At 56.2% G+C, this 17329-nt stretch carries 16 protein-coding genes and 1 other annotated feature; of the genes, 11 read left to right on the top strand and 5 right to left on the bottom strand.

The window, feature by feature from the left end; translation table 11 throughout:
* Positions 1-259 precede the first annotated feature (259 nt).
* Together sltY and trpR are read left to right on the top strand one after the other, a co-directional pair.
* On the top strand, positions 260-2188 hold the full coding sequence (gene sltY / locus QZQ97_RS14650) for a murein transglycosylase (protein ID WP_311994065.1): 1929 nt from the start codon (positions 260-262) through the stop codon (positions 2186-2188).
* A gap of 55 nt (positions 2189-2243) precedes the next feature.
* Positions 2244-2573 (top strand): trp operon repressor, encoded by a 330-nt coding sequence (gene trpR / locus QZQ97_RS14645; protein ID WP_004949979.1) that lies wholly within the window; start codon positions 2244-2246, stop codon positions 2571-2573.
* 18 nt (positions 2574-2591) lie between these two features.
* On the opposite strand, the gene yjjX is transcribed toward trpR, so the two are convergent.
* Positions 2592-3131 (bottom strand): inosine/xanthosine triphosphatase, encoded by a 540-nt coding sequence (gene yjjX / locus QZQ97_RS14640; RefSeq protein ID WP_311994064.1) that lies wholly within the window; start codon positions 3129-3131, stop codon positions 2592-2594.
* Between the two features lie 111 nt (positions 3132-3242).
* Between yjjX and gpmB the strand changes: the two genes are divergently transcribed.
* Entirely contained in the window at positions 3243-3890 is a 648-nt protein-coding gene (gene gpmB / locus QZQ97_RS14635) for a 2,3-diphosphoglycerate-dependent phosphoglycerate mutase GpmB (RefSeq protein WP_119804527.1), read from the top strand.
* Here gpmB and robA read toward each other — a convergent pair.
* Positions 3887-4756, bottom strand: coding sequence for an MDR efflux pump AcrAB transcriptional activator RobA (gene robA, locus QZQ97_RS14630; protein WP_311994063.1), 870 nt, complete (start codon positions 4754-4756; stop codon positions 3887-3889). The two genes, gpmB and robA, sit on opposite strands and share 4 nt — an antisense overlap.
* A gap of 342 nt (positions 4757-5098) precedes the next feature.
* On the opposite strand from robA, the gene creA reads away from it, so the two are divergent.
* Positions 5099-5578 carry a protein CreA gene (creA, locus tag QZQ97_RS14625; protein WP_099063139.1) on the top strand — a complete coding sequence of 160 codons (480 nt, stop codon included), beginning with the start codon at positions 5099-5101 and terminating at the stop codon, positions 5576-5578.
* Positions 5579-5624: 46 nt separating this feature from the next.
* On the opposite strand, the gene arcA is transcribed toward creA, so the two are convergent.
* Positions 5625-6341 (bottom strand): two-component system response regulator ArcA, encoded by a 717-nt coding sequence (gene arcA / locus QZQ97_RS14620; RefSeq protein WP_004949989.1) that lies wholly within the window; start codon positions 6339-6341, stop codon positions 5625-5627.
* A 631-nt stretch (positions 6342-6972) separates the two neighbouring features.
* Between arcA and QZQ97_RS14615 the strand changes: the two genes are divergently transcribed.
* From QZQ97_RS14615 to thrC, 5 genes are all read left to right on the top strand, one after another.
* Entirely contained in the window at positions 6973-7659 is a 687-nt protein-coding gene (locus tag QZQ97_RS14615) for a tRNA/rRNA methyltransferase (protein WP_311994062.1), read from the top strand.
* A 211-nt stretch (positions 7660-7870) separates the two neighbouring features.
* Positions 7871-7939 carry a thr operon leader peptide gene (gene thrL / locus QZQ97_RS14610; RefSeq protein WP_071919942.1) on the top strand — a complete coding sequence of 23 codons (69 nt, stop codon included), beginning with the start codon at positions 7871-7873 and terminating at the stop codon, positions 7937-7939.
* Positions 7878-7996 (top strand) — a sequence feature (Thr leader region). (Overlaps the previous gene by 62 nt.)
* 25 nt (positions 7997-8021) lie before the next feature.
* Positions 8022-10481 carry a bifunctional aspartate kinase/homoserine dehydrogenase I gene (gene thrA, locus QZQ97_RS14605; protein ID WP_311994061.1) on the top strand — a complete coding sequence of 820 codons (2460 nt, stop codon included), beginning with the start codon at positions 8022-8024 and terminating at the stop codon, positions 10479-10481.
* 1 nt (position 10482) lies between these two features.
* Positions 10483-11412: a homoserine kinase gene (gene thrB / locus QZQ97_RS14600; RefSeq protein ID WP_004949998.1), complete on the top strand. Its 930-nt coding sequence runs from the start codon at positions 10483-10485 to the stop codon at positions 11410-11412.
* Between the two features lie 3 nt (positions 11413-11415).
* On the top strand, positions 11416-12705 hold the full coding sequence (thrC, locus tag QZQ97_RS14595) for a threonine synthase (RefSeq protein ID WP_311994060.1): 1290 nt from the start codon (positions 11416-11418) through the stop codon (positions 12703-12705).
* Between the two features lie 58 nt (positions 12706-12763).
* On the opposite strand, the gene yaaA is transcribed toward thrC, so the two are convergent.
* On the bottom strand, positions 12764-13537 hold the full coding sequence (gene yaaA / locus QZQ97_RS14590; protein WP_006320066.1) for a peroxide stress protein YaaA: 774 nt from the start codon (positions 13535-13537) through the stop codon (positions 12764-12766).
* 278 nt (positions 13538-13815) lie between these two features.
* Complete coding sequence (locus tag QZQ97_RS14585; RefSeq protein WP_311994059.1) at positions 13816-15240, bottom strand: alanine/glycine:cation symporter family protein; 1425 nt, start codon at positions 15238-15240, stop codon at positions 13816-13818.
* A 381-nt stretch (positions 15241-15621) separates the two neighbouring features.
* On the opposite strand from QZQ97_RS14585, the gene tal reads away from it, so the two are divergent.
* Both tal and mog read left to right on the top strand, forming a co-directional pair.
* On the top strand, positions 15622-16575 hold the full coding sequence (tal, locus tag QZQ97_RS14580) for a transaldolase (protein ID WP_006320070.1): 954 nt from the start codon (positions 15622-15624) through the stop codon (positions 16573-16575).
* Between the two features lie 150 nt (positions 16576-16725).
* Positions 16726-17313 carry a molybdopterin adenylyltransferase gene (gene mog / locus QZQ97_RS14575; protein ID WP_311994058.1) on the top strand — a complete coding sequence of 196 codons (588 nt, stop codon included), beginning with the start codon at positions 16726-16728 and terminating at the stop codon, positions 17311-17313.
* The last annotated feature ends 16 nt before the right edge of the window (positions 17314-17329 follow it).

The raw sequence follows: 17329 nt of genomic DNA, 5'->3' as shown, positions 1-17329 counted from the left end.
GCCAGGGTAAACGTTTTTTACCTGGCGTCCCTCATGACGATAAACTTCTTCTTCTACAGTAGTTGAATGGATAGGCAATTGCGCTGTCTATGGTAGATGTCTGAGCTTATCGCTCTGCACACCTTTTTTGCTTTGATGTGTATTCCACTTCAGGGCGCGAAACACTCGAAGAGCCGGTTTCTCCGGGCCTTGACCGCTGGCGCAGCGCGGCAAGGGGGGAAAGGGTTCCGGCAACACAACCAGCGAGGAAAGAGTAAGTATGGTCAAGGTAGACAAGTGGCGGTTGTTGGCCGTGGGGCTGTGCCTGACGGCATTCTCGGGCGCGGCAATGGCGGACTCTCTCGACGCGCAGCGTCAGCGTTACCTGCAAATCAAGCAGGCGTGGGACAGTAATCAGATGGATGTCGTGGCACAACTGATGCCGACGTTGCGTGATTATCCGCTTTACCCTTATCTGGAATACCGCGAATTGACGCAGGATCTCAGCCAGGCCGGTTTCTCCGAGGTGAATGACTTTATCAAGCAGCACCCGACGCTGCCGCCCGCCAAGTCGCTGGCACCTCGGTTTGTCAATGAGTTGGCGCGTCGTGAAGACTGGCGCACTCTGTTGGCTTTCAGCCCGCAGGCCCCCAAACCGGTCGCGGCACGCTGTAACTACTACTACGCCAAATGGGCTACCGGCGATCAACAGGCGGCCTGGAGCGGCGCGGACGATCTCTGGATGAGCGGTAAAACGCTGCCGGGCGCTTGCGATAAACTGTTCAATGTCTGGCAGGGTGCCGGCAAGCAAACGCCTCTGAATACTTTGGAGCGCATGAAGCTGGCGTTAAAAGAGGGCAACAGCAGCCTGGTTAACGGCCTTTATCGCCAGTTGCCGTCAGAATATCAGACCATGGGTGATGCGCTGGTGCGCCTGCAAAACGATCCCGCCACCGTAGAGGCTTTTGCCCGCAGCGTAGGGCCGACTGACTTTACCCGTGCGGCGACCGGCATCGCTTTCGAGCGGCTGGCGCGTCAGGATGCTGAAAATGCCCGCGCAATGATCCCGAGTATCGCTCGCCTGCAGAAAATGAGCGACAGCGAGCGGTTGGGGTTGGAAGAAGCGGTGGCGTGGCGCCTGATGGGCAGCGATGCGACCTTCGAGCAGACCCAGTGGCGCGATAAGGTCATCCTGCGCAGCCAGTCTCCGACGCTGCTGGAACGCCGTGTGCGCATGGCGTTGGGCAACGGCGATCGTCAGGGTGTGGCGACCTGGCTTTCGCGCCTGCCGGCAGAATCGCGCAATAAAGACGAATGGCGCTACTGGCGTGCGAGTATCTTGCTGGATGAAGGCAAACGCAGCGAGGGTGAAGAGATCCTGCGCAGCCTGATGAACGAACGCGGTTTCTATCCTATGGTGGCGGCGCAGAAACTGAATAAGCCGTACCCGGTCATGGTGGCGGTGGCGGCAAAACCCCGCGCCTCACTGGTGGACGGGCCGGAAATCGCCCGCGTGCGTGAACTGATGTACTGGAACATGGATAACCTGGCGCGCAGCGAGTGGACCTCGTTCGTTGCCAGCCGCAGCAGGCCTGAACAGGAAGCGCTGGCGCGTTATGCCTTCGAGCAGAAATGGGCCGATCTCAGCGTGCAGGCGACCATCGTCGGCAAGCTGTGGGATCACCTCGAGGAGCGCTTCCCGGTGGCCTGGTCGCAAGAGTTCCGCAGCGCTACCGATGACAAGGGCATCACGCCGAGCTACGCCATGGCGATCGCCCGTCAGGAGAGCGCCTGGAACCCGAAAGCGCAGTCGCCGGTGGGGGCCAGCGGCCTGATGCAGGTGATGCCGCGGACCGCGCAACATACCGTGCAAATGTACAATATTCCCGGTTACTCAAGCCCGAGCCAACTGCTTGATCCGCGTACCAATATTACTATCGGCACCAGTTACCTGGAGTACGTCTACCAGCAGTTTGGTCGTAACCGTATCCTGTCGTCGGCAGCCTATAACGCCGGCCCATCGCGGGTGAATACCTGGTTGGGCAACAGCGAAGGGCGTGTCGATGCGGTCGCTTTTGTTGAAAGCATCCCGTTCTCGGAGACCCGCTCCTACGTGAAGAACGTGCTGGCTTACGACGCGTTTTACCGTTATTTGATGCACCGCCCGGCCAAGGTGCTGACCGATGCCGAGTGGCAGAGACGTTATTGATTTTGACGGCGCTATGGTATGCTGCTGTACTAGTTAAATAGTATGGTGGCTTGCCATGACGCAATTATCGCTTAACGATCCGGCTCTTTCAGAACAAGGTAATGAGGATTGGCTGCGCTTTGTCGCGCTGCTGCAAAATTCGTTCGCTCAGGAGTTGCATCAGCCGCTGATGCAACTGTTGCTGACACCGGATGAGCGTACGGCGTTAGGCACGCGGGTACGGATTATTCAGGAGTTGATGCGCGGCGAGATGAGCCAGCGCGAGCTGAAGAATGAACTGGGGGCGGGGATTGCCACCATCACTCGCGGTTCGAACAGCCTGAAAGCGGCGACGCCGGCGCTGAAACAGTGGCTGGAGCAACAGTTACTGGGCGATGCGCAATAGCGCCGCGCCCGGTATCGGTTATTTATTCGGCGTGCCGTTGTGGCTTTGGTAGACAGAATTGTGAAAAGGTACCAATGCCAGCAGCAGAGCCTGATGATAAACGCTGGTGCGGCTCAATCGCCCATCGGTAAAGATGCCGATAGCGCCGCCCTGGCGCTTCACCTCGGTATTGCCGGTGATGGCCGCCATCTCCGCACCCAGTTCGCGGCCGGCGCGAATTCCCTGTAAAATTACCTCCGGCAGCATCAGGCTGGCTGAGCGCGATTCGCCACGAGTATGCGGGCTTTCCACCGTCATCCAGGCGAAGGTCATATTCTCTTCTATGCCTGCCTCCACGCCGACCCAAAAGTCGGCCTCCGGGCGAACCTGACGGGCTTCCATTACGCGCTGGCGTGCGCCGGTACGGGTTTCGTGATTGCCTATCGGTTGCAGTGAGACGCCGCTGGCGACGTCGACAGATTCAATGCGACATTGGTCCGCGCCAAAGGCGTCATCAAAGGCCAGTTGAATAGCCTTGATCTTTGCCGGGTTGGTAGTTGCAGCGACAACATGATACATAACGGGTTTGGCATCCTTAAGCTAAGAGCCTATTCACTATGTCAGAAGCTTGCGCAAGCCACTTCTGACGAAGATAAACTCAGGTTTCACGCAGTATAACGGAAAAGCAAAATGTTACAGGTATACCTCGTTCGCCATGGCGAAACGGAATGGAATGCGGCTCGCCGTATCCAGGGCCAGTCCGACAGCCCGTTAACCGCCAAAGGTGAACATCAGGCGCATCTGGTTGCCCGGCGTGTCAGTAAAGAGGGCATCACGCATGTTATTACCAGCGATCTGGGGCGTACCCGCCGCACCGCGCAAATCATCGCAGAAGCTTGTGGCTGCGAAGTGATTAGCGATCCGCGTTTGCGTGAATTGCATATGGGAGTGCTGGAAGAACGTCTGATCGAAAGCCTGACGCCGCAGGAAGAACAGTGGCGCAAACAGATGGTCGATGGTACTGCTGACGGCCGTATCCCTCAAGGTGAATCCATGAGCGAGTTGGGTGAACGCATGCGCGCCTCGCTGGAAAGTTGCCTGATGCTGCCTGAAGGCAGTAAGCCGCTGATTGTCAGCCACGGTATTGCGCTGGGCTGCCTGATCAGCACCGTGCTTGGGCTGCCGGCCTATGCCGAGCGCCGTCTGCGTTTGCGTAACTGTTCGTTGTCGCGCGTTGACCATCAGCAGAGCCCGTGGTTGGCTTCCGGCTGGATTGTGGAAACGGCGGGCGATGTCACGCATCTGGACATGCCCGCGCTGGACGAACTGCAGCGTTAACGGCGGATCGGGATCAGGTAGTCGCAGTTGATCTCGGTCGGCGGTTGGGGTGGCCGGCGGTCACCCTTGGGATAAAAGCGCTCGATGTCGTGCCCTTTGCGGCGCGTCAGTTTGAGCGCCGGCAGGCAGGTGCCATACAGCGTCAGGATAAAGTCCTGCAGGCCAGAGGCCGGCCCTTCATAGCTGAACATCGCGTACTCACCGCCCTGCAACACCAGCGGCTGGCCTTCCTGTACCTTATCCGGCACGTGGTGCGGTTCCAGCGCCGTGGTGTACAGCACTTCCTGCTCGTCGTCCTTTTCCTGGCTCGGGCGAGAGTGATGCAGCCCGTAGAGTACCGGTGGCAGCGTCTCGGCTTCGCCCAGATATTGGCGCCAGAACTGTGAGCGCAGCTCGGTACGGAAATTGGAGATTTGCTCCAGCGTGCAGGAATAGCTCTGTGTCAGGCCAATCAGGTGCTGCTCCGCCAGCGTGACGAATTCCGGCTGCGGCAGGGTGAAGGCACCCAGGCGGATTGGCGGGCAGATGCCGAACGCGTTCCAGTCTTCGGCCCGGCGATATAATGCCGGCGTTTGCGCAAACTGTTTTTTAAACGCGCGAGTGAAAGTCTGCTGCGAGTCGAAGCGATACTGCAAGGCGATATCCAAAATCGGTCGGCTGGTTAAACGCAGCGCCACCGCAGCTTTAGACAGTCGTCTTGCCCGGATATAAGCGCCGATGGCGTTACCGGTAATATCTTTGAACATCCGTTGCAGATGCCATTTAGAGTAGCCCGCTTTTGCCGCCACGTTGTCCAGCGACAAAGGTTGGTCCAAATGGCTTTCCAGCCAGCTAAGCAGATCACGAATGATACCGGCTTGATCCATAGATCTTCCTCGTAGAGCTTTAGGGTGGGAACCCGAACTGTTTATTCATTACGCAGGTGCTTGCGCTATCAGACCAATCCATGAGCCATTTTGCGTAGCACTCTTTGCTTCTTGCAGCTCGCTGCGCAAGAGTTGGACAGGGCACACCTTAAACGGGCGCAAAGAAATAACGACGCCGCATAATAGCAATTTTTTTCCTCCGAGACTCTCAAAGATTTTTTTCACGCTCTGTGCTAAAAAGATCGGTGCGGACCAGAAAAATCCCGATTCTGTGACCTAAAACATAAACAATATTGATCGCTGAGCCTGTTTTTTCAGGCGGTAGCCGTTGGAGTTAAGTGAATGAAAAAAGGATGGATATTTTTGTTTGGTTTAGTTTGCGCAACGGTAAATAGTGCGCAGGCTGAACAGGTAGGATCGGTCGATACGGTATTTAAACTCTTTGGTCCGGACCACAAAATTGTGGTGGAAGCGTTCGACGATCCGGATGTTAAAAATGTAACTTGTTATATCAGTCGGGCAAAAACCGGCGGCATCAAAGGCGGCCTGGGATTAGCGGAAGATACCGCGGATGCGGCTATTTCCTGCCAACAGGTGGGGCCGATTGCCCTGAACGATAAAATTAAAAACGGCAAGGCGGAAGGGACGGTGGTGTTCCAGAAAAGGACGTCGCTGGTATTCAAAAAGCTGCAGGTGGTGCGTTTCTACGATGCTACCCGCAATGCGCTGATTTATCTGAGCTATTCAGACCGCGTGGTGGATGGTTCACCGAAGAATGCGCTGAGCGCGGTGCCAATCATCCCTTGGGGCGAAGCGAAATAAAATCAGGGGTTCAACTGAACCCCTGATGTTTTTAGAGCGGGAGGAATTACTCTTCCAGATCGCCGCAGAAACGGTAGCCTTCGCCGTGAATGGTGGCGATGATTTCCGGCGTATCCGGGGTTGATTCGAAGTGCTTGCGGATACGGCGAATGGTCACGTCTACGGTACGGTCATGCGGTTTCAGCTCACGGCCGGTCATTTTCTTCAGCAGCTCGCCACGGGATTGGATCTTGCCCGGGTTTTCGCAGAAGTGCAGCATGGCGCGGAATTCGCTGCGCGGCAGCTTATACTGCTCGCCCGCCGGGCTGATCAGTGAGCGGCTATTGATGTCCAGCTCCCAACCGTTGAATTTATAGCTTTCTACCAGGCGACGTTCTTCGCCGACGCTGCCCAGGTTCATGGTGCGCGACAGCAGATTACGTGCGCGAATGGTCAATTCACGAGGATTAAACGGCTTGGTGATGTAGTCATCAGCGCCGATTTCCAATCCGAGGATCTTATCCACTTCATTATCGCGGCCGGTCAGGAACATCAGCGCAACGCTGGCCTGTTCACGCAGTTCGCGCGCCAGCAGCAGGCCGTTTTTGCCTGGCAGATTGATGTCCATGATAACCAGATTGATATCATTTTCAGACAGGATGTTGTGCATCTCTGCACCATCATTGGCTTCATGAACAACGTAGCCTTCCGCCTCGAAAATGCTCTTCAGGGTGTTACGAGTGACTAACTCGTCTTCGACAATCAGAATGTGCGGGGTCTGCATATTTGCTACCTAAAATTGCCAACAAAATAGAAAATAGGAAGTACAGAAGTCTTTGTTTTCTTAGACGAGGGCAGAGATAGCGCTCACGTTCCCTCTTACCAAATGACTAAAGTACGTAAACTCGTTCTTGATGCACTTTCCATCTAATGTCAACAAGATCGCTAGCTTGGTGGAGCGGCTATTCCCTACGCCCCAAAGGTGCCAAAACGGCGGTTATCCTAACCCTATTAACAGCAATATAACAGTGCGTGCCGAATTCATCACCCAACAAAACTACGCTTTGTTGACATATATCAAATTCAATTGTAGCACGTTAACAGTTTTGTGAAAAACACTTACAGAACTGCCAGCTTAAGTCACAGAACCACAAATTCTGTCTACGATTCAGCATTGTTGCGCTTAATGGGTTACAATTATGAGCTTATTGATGGGGGCGTTATTTTAACATATTGATTAATAAGAACAGTAAAACATAAGTAGTAATAATATCTATTACACCCAATTTATCTGTTCAATAACCCATTTACACATTTCTGTAGCAATTGCCGGGATTTTTGTTGCGCAGTTGTAAATATAATCAGACTATCCCGAACAGTCAAAAACTCGCGATTCCTCTTTCTGTGGAGTATTGATGCAGCTTCATATTGTTTTAGTGGCACCGGCACGGCCGGAAAACGTCGGCGCAGCGGCGCGGGCGATGAAAACCATGGGGTTCACCTCGTTACGCATCGTCGATAGCGAAGCGCACCTGCAACCTGCAGCGCGCTGGGTCGCCCATGGGGCGGGTGATATCCTCGACGGCGTGCAAACTTACCCCACCCTGGCACAGGCGTTAGCGGACGTAGACTTCACGGTAGCCACCACCGCCCGTAGCCGCGCGCGTTTCCATTATTACTGTACACCGCAGCAACTGTTGGGGCAGTTGGGCGAGCGCGGTCAGTGGGTGAATCAGGCGGCGCTGGTGTTTGGTCGCGAAGATTCCGGCCTGACCAATGAAGAGTTGGAACTGGCCGATCTGCTGACCGGCGTACCTATGCAGGCAGACTACCCGTCGCTGAATCTCGGTCAGGCGGTAATGGTGTATTGCTACCAGTTGTCGGAATTGATGGGCGTCAGCGCGCCGCAGGAGACGATGGCCAATGAGGGGCAATTGCGAGCGTTACGTCAGCGCGCCGAAGGATTATTGAGCGCGCTGGGGGTCAGTGATGACCAAAAATTGCGCGATTGGCTGCATCAGAGGCTGGGCGCGCTGCCACAACGGGATACGGCGATGTTGCATACTTTGCTGCATGACATCGAAAAAAAGCTCACAAAGTGATACCCGCAAGTGCTGGCCATTAAGCAGTATGATCCACTGCAAAAATGCCTTCAGGTTGTTTTTTTGTTCTGTCATTTGGTTTTTCTGCTATCGCATTACTCACTCGCCAGGTGGGGTGGCCAATGAGCAAAAACAAGAAATAATTTGACTTGGGAAAGCGATTGCTTTAACCAATAGAGGGGACAGAGTATTTAATGAGACAGACAGAAAAATGCGAAACATCAGCCTGATTATCACAATTATTACCACCACCGAAACCACAGGTAACGGGGCGGGCTGACGCGTACAGGAAACAAAAGAAAAAAGCCCGCACCTAACCAGTGCGGGCTTTTTTTTCGGCTTAAATTCGGGAGAGATCAGAAATGCGAGTGCTGAAATTTGGCGGAACCTCGGTAGCGAATGCAGAACGTTTTCTGCGTGTTGCCGACATCATGGAAAGTAATGCACGTCAGGGACAGGTAGCCACGGTATTGTCCGCGCCTGCAAAGATCACCAATCACTTGGTGGCGATGATTGAAAAAACGGTGGCCGGGCAAGACATTCTGCCAAATATGAGCGATGCGGAGCGTATCTTCGCGGATCTGCTGAGCGGCCTGGCGCAGGCTCTGCCAGGTTTTGAATACGATCGCCTGAAGACCCTGGTCGATCAGGAATTCGCACAACTGAAGCAGGTGTTGCACGGCGTAGCGCTGCTGGGGCAGTGTCCGGACAGTGTGAACGCGGCGATTATCTGCCGTGGCGAGAAGCTCTCCATCGCCATCATGGAAGGCGTATTCCGCGCCAAGGGTTTCCCGGTGACGGTGATCAACCCGGTAGAGAAGCTGCTGGCCCAAGGGCATTATCTGGAGTCGACTGTAGATATCACCGAATCCACGTTGCGCATCGCCGCAGCGGCGATACCGGCGGATCACATCGTGCTGATGGCCGGTTTCACCGCCGGTAATGACAAAGGTGAGCTGGTGGTGCTGGGTCGTAACGGTTCTGACTACTCTGCCGCGGTGCTGGCCGCTTGTCTGCGCGCCGACTGTTGCGAGATCTGGACCGACGTCGATGGCGTTTATACCTGCGACCCGCGCACCGTGCCGGACGCCAGGTTGCTGAAGTCGATGTCGTACCAAGAGGCGATGGAGCTTTCCTATTTCGGTGCCAGCGTGCTTCACCCTCGTACTATCGCCCCTATTGCTCAGTTCCAAATCCCTTGCCTGATCAAAAACACGTCCAATCCGCAGGCCCCCGGCACGCTGATCGGCGGTGAAAATGTGGATAGCGATACCCCGGTAAAGGGCATCACCAATCTGAACAATATGGCGATGATCAACGTTTCCGGGCCGGGGATGAAGGGGATGATCGGCATGGCCGCGCGGGTGTTCGCCGTGATGTCGCGCACCGGTATTTCGGTGGTGCTGATTACCCAATCCTCTTCCGAGTACAGCATCAGTTTCTGCGTGCCGCAGAGCGAGTTGCAGCGTGCCCGCCGTGCGCTGGAAGATGAATTCTACCTTGAGCTGAAAGACGGTTTGCTTGAGCCGCTGGACGTGATGGAAAAGCTGGCGATTATCTCGGTCGTGGGCGACGGCATGCGCACGCTGCGCGGCATCTCGGCCCGCTTCTTCTCCGCGCTGGCGCGCGCCAATATCAATATTGTCGCCATCGCTCAGGGCTCGTCGGAGCGTTCCATCTCTGTGGTAGTCAGCAATGATTCCGCCACCACCGGCGTTCGCGTCTGCCACCAGATGCTGTTCAATACCGATCAGGTGATTGAAGTGTTTGTCATCGGCGTCGGCGGCGTCGGCGGTGCCTTGATCGAGCAGATTTATCGCCAGCAACCTTGGCTGAAGCAAAAGCATATCGATCTGCGCATCTGCGGTATCGCCAATTCCCGAGCCATGTTGACCAATGTGCACGGCATTGCTCTGGACAGCTGGAAAGAGGAACTGGCCGGCGCCAAAGAGCCGTTCAATCTTGGTCGCCTGATCCGTCTGGTGAAGGAGTATCACCTGCTGAACCCGGTGATCGTCGACTGTACCTCCAGCCAGGCGGTTGCCGACCAATACGCGGATTTCCTGGCCGATGGTTTCCACGTGGTGACGCCGAACAAGAAAGCCAACACTTCGTCGATGAACTACTATCAACAGCTGCGCACCGCCGCTGCCGGTTCACGCCGCAAGTTCCTGTACGACACCAACGTCGGCGCGGGTTTGCCGGTGATTGAGAACCTGCAAAATCTGCTGAATGCCGGCGATGAGTTGACGCGTTTCTCCGGTATCCTGTCCGGCTCGCTGTCGTTCATTTTCGGCAAGCTGGACGAGGGCATGTCGCTGTCGGCGGCGACCCTGGAGGCCAAGGCCAAAGGGTACACCGAGCCGGATCCGCGAGACGATCTTTCCGGTATGGACGTTGCCCGCAAGCTGTTGATCCTGGCCCGTGAGGCGGGTTACAAGCTGGAGCTGGAGGACATTGAGGTCGAGTCGGCGCTGCCGCCGTCCTTTGACGCTTCCGGTGATGTGGAAACCTTCCTGGCACGCCTGCCGGAGCTGGATAAAGAATATGCCCGCAACGTGGCTAACGCCGCCGAGCAGGGTAAGGTGTTGCGCTACGTCGGCGTGATCGAAGATGGTCGCTGTCAGGTTCGCATTGATGCGGTAGACGGCAACGATCCGTTGTATAAAGTGAAAAACGGTGAGAACGCCCTGGCCTTCTACAGCCGTTACTATCAACCATTACCCTTGGTGCTGCGCGGCTACGGCGCCGGTAATGATGTGACTGCGGCGGGGGTATTTGCCGACCTGTTGCGCACACTGTCATGGAAGTTGGGAGTTTAATATGGTTAAGGTGTATGCACCGGCCTCAATTGGCAACGTAAGCGTCGGCTTCGACGTTCTGGGTGCTGCGGTGTCGCCAATCGACGGCACCCTGTTGGGTGACTGCGTCAGCGTGGAGGCCGCCGAAACGTTCAGCCTGCAAAACGCCGGCCGCTTTGTCAGCAAGTTGCCCGACGATCCGAAAGAAAACATCGTTTATCAGTGCTGGGAGCGTTTTTGTCAGGAGATCGGCCGGCAGATCCCGGTGGCGATGCGGCTTGAGAAAAACATGCCGATCGGGTCAGGACTGGGCTCCAGCGCCTGTTCGGTAGTCGCCGGGTTGATGGCGATGAATGAATTCTGCAATCGTCCGCTGGACAAAATGACGCTGCTGGGCCTGATGGGCGAGCTGGAAGGCCGTATCTCCGGCAGCGTGCATTACGACAACGTCGCCCCCTGCTACCTGGGCGGCCTGCAACTGATGTTGGAAGAAGAGGGCTTCATCAGCCAGGAAGTGCCTTGCTTTAAAGACTGGTTGTGGGTGATGGCCTACCCGGGCATCAAGGTGTCCACCGCCGAAGCGCGCGCAATTCTGCCCGCGCAGTACCGCCGTCAGGACTGCATCAGCCATGGTCGCTATCTGGCGGGCTTTATCCATGCTTGTCACACTCAGCAGCCGCGCCTGGCAGCCAAACTGATGCAGGACGTGATTGCCGAGCCGTACCGCACCCGCCTGCTGCCGGGCTTTGCCGACGCGCGCAAGGCCGCGCAGGACATCGGCGCTCTGGCTTGCGGTATCTCCGGCTCCGGCCCGACGCTGTTCGCCGTCTGTGACGACGGCGCCACCGCACAACGCATGGCCGACTGGCTGACCAATCACTATCTGCAAAACGACGAAGGTTTTGTTCATATTTGCCGTCTGGATACCGCAGGCGCACGACTACTGGGATAACGCATGAAACTGTACAACCTTAAGGATCACAACGAGCAGGTCAGCTTCGCACAGGCGATCAAACAGGGCCTGGGCAAACAGCAAGGGCTGTTTTTCCCGCTAGAGCTGCCGGAGTTCGAACTGACCGAAATCGATCACCTGCTGGAGCAGGACTTTGTCACTCGCAGCACCCGCATCCTGTCGGCGTTTATCGGCGATGAAGTATCGGAAGAGGCGCTGCATAAGCGCGTGGCGGCGGCGTTTGAATTCCCTGCGCCAGTTGCGCAAGTAGAAGACGACATTGCCTGTCTGGAGCTGTTCCACGGCCCGACGCTGGCGTTCAAAGACTTCGGTGGCCGCTTTATGGCGCAAATGCTGGCGGAAGTGGCGGGCGATCAGCCGGTGACTATCCTGACGGCGACCTCCGGCGATACCGGCGCCGCCGTGGCGCACGCTTTCTATGGCCTGAAAAACGTACGCGTGGTCATCTTGTATCCGCAGGGCAAAATCAGCCCGCTGCAGGAAAAACTGTTCTGTACCTTGGGCGGCAATATCCACACCGTGGCGATCGACGGTGACTTCGATGCTTGCCAGGCGCTGGTGAAACAGGCCTTTGACGATCAGGAGTTGAAAGAGGCGCTGCACCTGAACTCGGCAAACTCCATCAATATCAGCCGCCTGCTGGCGCAGATTTGCTACTACTTCGAAGCGGTGGCGCAATTGCCGCAGGAAGCGCGCAATCAACTGGTGATCTCGGTGCCAAGCGGTAACTTCGGCGATCTGACCGCCGGCCTGCTGGCCAAGTCGCTGGGCCTGCCGGTGAAGCGCTTTATCGCTGCCACCAATGCCAACGACACCGTGCCGCGCTTCCTGACCAACGGCCAGTGGCAGCCGCACGCCACGGTCGCTACGCTGTCGAATGCGATGGACGTCAGCCAACCGAACAACTGGCCGCGCGTGGAGGAGCTGTTCCGCCGTAAAATCTGGCAGTTGAAAGAGCTGGGTCGTGCGGCGGTGAGCGATGAAACCACCAAAGACACCATGCGGGAACTGGCGCAATTGGGGTATCTCTCAGAACCGCATGCTGCGATTGCTTACCGCGCTCTGCGCGATCAGTTGCAAGAAGGGGAGTTTGGTTTATTCCTCGGCACTGCGCATCCGGCCAAGTTCAAGGAGAGCGTGGAAGAGATCCTCGGCCAGGAGCTGCCGTTGCCGAAGGCACTGGCGCTGCGTGCCGATTTGCCGCTGCTGTCTCACAGCCTGCCAGCCGGTTTCGCCGAGCTGCGTAAATTCCTGATGGCTCTGCCGGCCTGAAACCGCCCAGCCTAAAAACGAAAGCCGTCGTTGCGACGGCTTTTTTTTGCGTTCTTTTTTACTGTTCGGGGCGTTTGAACACCAGTTCATTGCCCTGGGAACCGGCTTCGTCAAAGACATAGCCTTCCAGATTAAAATCAACCAATTGCTCGCGCTGTGTCAGGCGGTTTTTGATGATAAAGCGGCTCATCAACCCACGCGCTTTTTTGGCGTAGAAACTGATCACCTTATATTTGCCGTTTTTCTCGTCGAGAAATACCGGTTTGATCAGCGTGCCGTGCAATTTGGCCGGTTTCACCGATTTGAAGTACTCGTCGGAAGCCAAATTGACTACCACGTCGTCGCCCTGTTGTTCCAGCGCCTCGTTCAACTTTTTGGTGATCTGCTCGCCCCAGAAACCGTACAAGTCCTTGCCCTTGGGATTCTCCAGCCTGATGCCCATCTCCAGCCGGTAAGGCATCATCAGATCGAGCGGGCGCAGCACGCCATACAAGCCGGACAGCATCCGTAGGTGCTGCTGAGCGAAATCAAAGTCCTCTTCGCTGAAGTCCTGCGCCTGCAGGCCGGTATACACATCGCCTTTAAAAGCCAATAACGCCTGGCGGGCGGTGTCTGGGGTGAATTTAGGTTGCCAGTCGCTGAAGCGAGCGGCATTCAGGCCGGCCAGTTTATCGCTGATGCCCATCAGGCTGGAGATTTGTGCCGGTGTCAGTTCGCGGCAGATTTTGATCAGTTGCTTCGACTTGTCCAGCAATTCGGGCTGCGTGAAGCGTTCAGTCGCCAGCGGGCTTTCGTAATCAAGGGTTTTTGCAGGTGAAATAATAACGAGCATGGCCAAATCCTGTTTATCCAAGAACGGGTACTGTAGCAAAAAGCGCGAGAAAAAGGGGCAATGGGTCTGATACCCGTCGCCTTTCAAACTGCAGCGTTGTTGGCCGCAGGCGCTTACGCCAGTGACTTACTCAAATAAGCGCCTGGGGTAAGCGGCTTTGCCGCCTAGCTGTGCCGTACAGGGATGTACAAATGCCGCGAGCGCATGGATGCGGCTTGAGCGGCCAACTCGAAATTCATAGGGTATAGGAAGAGAGCAGTGATACGCACCCGTAAAAGTTAACCTTTATCCCATACGCCAGGTTCAAGCTGGGATTTCAGCTCGGGAAAACGGTTCGCGTCGAAAGTGGGTAATTGCCCCAATTTGCGCTGGCGGTGGTAGTCGTTGGCCAGTTTCAGCGCCACGCGCGACAGCAGCAGGATCGCCGTCAGGTTGGTGATTGCCATCAACGCCATCGACGTGTCGGCCATTTTCCACACCACCGGCAGCTCGGCCAGTGCACCAAACATCACCATACCCAGCGCCGCGCAGCGGAAAATCGCCAGGCCGGCTGGGTGGTTGCGCTCAAGGAACACCAGATTGCTCTCGGCGTAAGCATAGTTGGCAATGATCGAGGTGAAAGCGAAAAAGAAAATGGCGACGGCGACAAAGGGCGCCCCCCAATTGCCGACGGCGGCGGAGAGGGCCCGCTGGGTCATATCGATGCCGCTGATGCTGGTTACCGGCTGATCCAATACGCCGGAGGAGAGAATGATTGCGGCCGTGGCGCTGCAAATAACGATAGTATCGATGAATACCCCGAGCATTTGCACGTAGCCCTGCGAGGCTGGATGCGGCGGGTAAGGTGACGCCGAGGCCGCCGCATTGGGCGCGGAACCCATGCCGGCCTCATTGGAGAACAGACCGCGCTGAACGCCTTGGGTCATTGCCTGAGAAATGCCATAGCCGACGGCACCGGCTGCCGCTTCCTGCAGCCCGAAAGCGCTGTTGACCACCAGCGTGAGGATCGCCGACATCTGCTCAATGTTGTGGCCAATCACCCAGAAAGCCAGCAGCAGATAGGCACCGGCCATCAGCGGTACCACCCGTTCGGCCACACGTGCGACGGAACGGATGCCACCGAAGATCACGATGCCGCTCAGCAACACCAGACCGATCCCCACATAGAGCGGCTTCGCGTTGAAAGCGACGGCGGAGGCCTGGGCGATGGAATTGGCCTGGACAGCATTGAACACCAGACCGAAGGCGATGATCAGAAAAAGGGAGAACAGCACGCCCATCCAGCGCATGCCCAGGCCCTTTTCCATATAGTAGGCCGGGCCACCGCGGTAATTACCTTGATCGTCTTTGGTTTTGTAGAGCTGGGCGAGACTGCTTTCAACGAACGAGGTAGCCATGCCGATAAACGCCACGACCCACATCCAGAAGATAGCCCCTGGGCCGCCGGCGGTAAGGGCTATCGCCACGCCGGTCAGATTACCGGTACCGACGCGCGCCGCCAGGGTGGTACACAGCGCCTGAAAAGAAGAGATACCTGCGCCGTCGCTCTTGTTGCTGTGTTTCAGTACCGAAAACATGTGGCCGAAATGGCGAACCTGAATAAAGCGGGTACGCAGGGTGAAATAAATGCCCGTGCCCAGCAGCAAATAAATCAGTACCGAACCCCACAAAACGGTGTTTATAAAATCTATCAGGTCCGTCACGGATCCCTCCTGGTTGAAATTCATTGCGCACCGCACAGTATCCACTGCGGGTGAAAATACCTTGAGCGAGTTTTTACAAGAGCTTAGCCGAGAGTCGTCGGGTTCAGATGAATTGAGATTTTTCTCATCTCTTCGGCTCTGTCACCTCATTTCGCGCGAATTTAACATAATTCATTTCATCGATAGCACGTTATTGCCTTTTCATTAGTTCGGAAATGACGAAAGATATCGGCGTAAACGGTTGCTCGCCCAAGGAAAAAACCAACGCCGTCTGGCCGCGATTTTCCAGCCTTGCACCGGGCCTTGCGCATGTTATTATCAAGGCAGGGCATGGTTGAACGATGCCAAAAGTTCATGCACAAACGATGAGATAATGCCAACATGACCGATAAATTAACTTCCCTGCGCCAGCTCACTACTGTGGTTGCGGACACGGGCGATATCGCGGCAATGAAGCTGTATCAACCGCAAGACGCCACAACCAATCCTTCGCTGATCCTCAATGCAGCTCAAATTCCTGAATACCGTAAACTGATTGACGAAGCCGTTGCCTGGGCGCGCGAGCAGAGCAGCGATCGCGAACAGCAGATCGCCGATGCCGCCGACAAGCTGGCCGTCAACATTGGTCTGGAAATCCTTAAACTGGTTCCGGGCCGCATCTCCACAGAAGTGGATGCACGCCTGTCCTACGACACCGTAGCCAGCGTTGCCAAGGCCAAACGCCTGATCAAACTGTACAACGATGCCGGCATCAGCAACGATCGCATCCTGATCAAACTGGCTTCTACCTGGCAGGGCATCCGCGCAGCAGAACAGCTGGAAAAAGAAGGCATCAACTGTAACCTGACCCTGCTGTTCTCCTTCGCTCAGGCGCGTGCCTGCGCTGAAGCCGGCGTGTTCCTGATTTCTCCGTTCGTTGGCCGTATCCTCGACTGGTACAAAGCCAATGGCGACAAGAAAGAGTTCGCGCCAAACGAAGATCCGGGTGTGGTTTCCGTTACCGAGATCTACCAGTATTACAAAGAGCACGGTTACAACACCGTGGTGATGGGCGCCAGCTTCCGTAACGTGGGCGAAATCATCGAACTGGCCGGTTGCGACCGTCTGACCATCGCCCCTGCGCTGCTGAAAGAACTGGCAGAGAGCGAAGGCGCACTGGAGCGTAAACTGGCTTACACCGGCGAAGTAAAAGCGCGCCCTGCTGCGCTGACCGAGCCTGAGTTCTACTGGCAGCACAACCAGGATCCAATGGCCGTTGAGAAACTGACCGACGGCATCCGCAAGTTTGCCGTAGACCAGGGCAAGCTGGAAAAAATGATCGCCGATCTGCTGTAATTACCGCAATCAGCGCGAAAAAGGTGGCTCCGGCCGCCTTTTTTTATGCTCGCCGCACCCGGCGATGGCCCAGACACTTTATAATTTCAGGATTCATAACGGGATGGGCAGTGAACCCGCCCCGACCCCATCAGGCTGTAGAGGTTACGCATGGACATATTACGTATTGGTTTGGTTTCTGTTTCCGACCGCGCTTCCGGCGGCGTTTACCAGGATAAAGGCATTCCGGCATTGGAAGAGTGGCTGACCGCCGCGCTCGTCTCACCCTTTAAAGTGGAAACCCGCCTGATCCCCGATGAGCAGACGCTTATCGAACAGACCCTGTGTGAGCTGGTAGACGAGATGGGTTGCCATCTGGTGCTGACCACCGGCGGTACCGGCCCGGCGCGACGCGACGTGACGCCTGATGCCACCCTGGCGATAGCCGATCGCGTGATGCCCGGCTTCGGCGAGCAAATGCGGCAAATCAGCCTACACTATGTGCCAACGGCAATTCTTTCACGCCAGGTGGGGGCGATCCGCAAACAGGCGCTGATCATCAACCTGCCCGGGCAGCCGAAGTCGATCAAGGAAACGCTGGAAGGGGTGAGGGATGAGCAGGGCAAGACGGTGGTGCACGGCATTTTCGCCAGCGTGCCTTATTGCATCCAACTGCTCGAAGGGCCTTATGTGGAAACGCAGGAGGCGGTGGTAGCAGCATTTCGCCCGAAGAACGCGCGCCGCGAGATAAACCTCTAAATTTCAGCAATCTGTG

Origin of the sequence: Serratia sp. root2 (assembly GCF_031931805.1) — a bacterium.
GTDB lineage: Bacteria > Pseudomonadota > Gammaproteobacteria > Enterobacterales > Enterobacteriaceae > Serratia > Serratia inhibens.
Note: the sequence above shows the minus strand (reverse complement) of the source record. Positions and strands in the feature narration are given on the sequence as shown.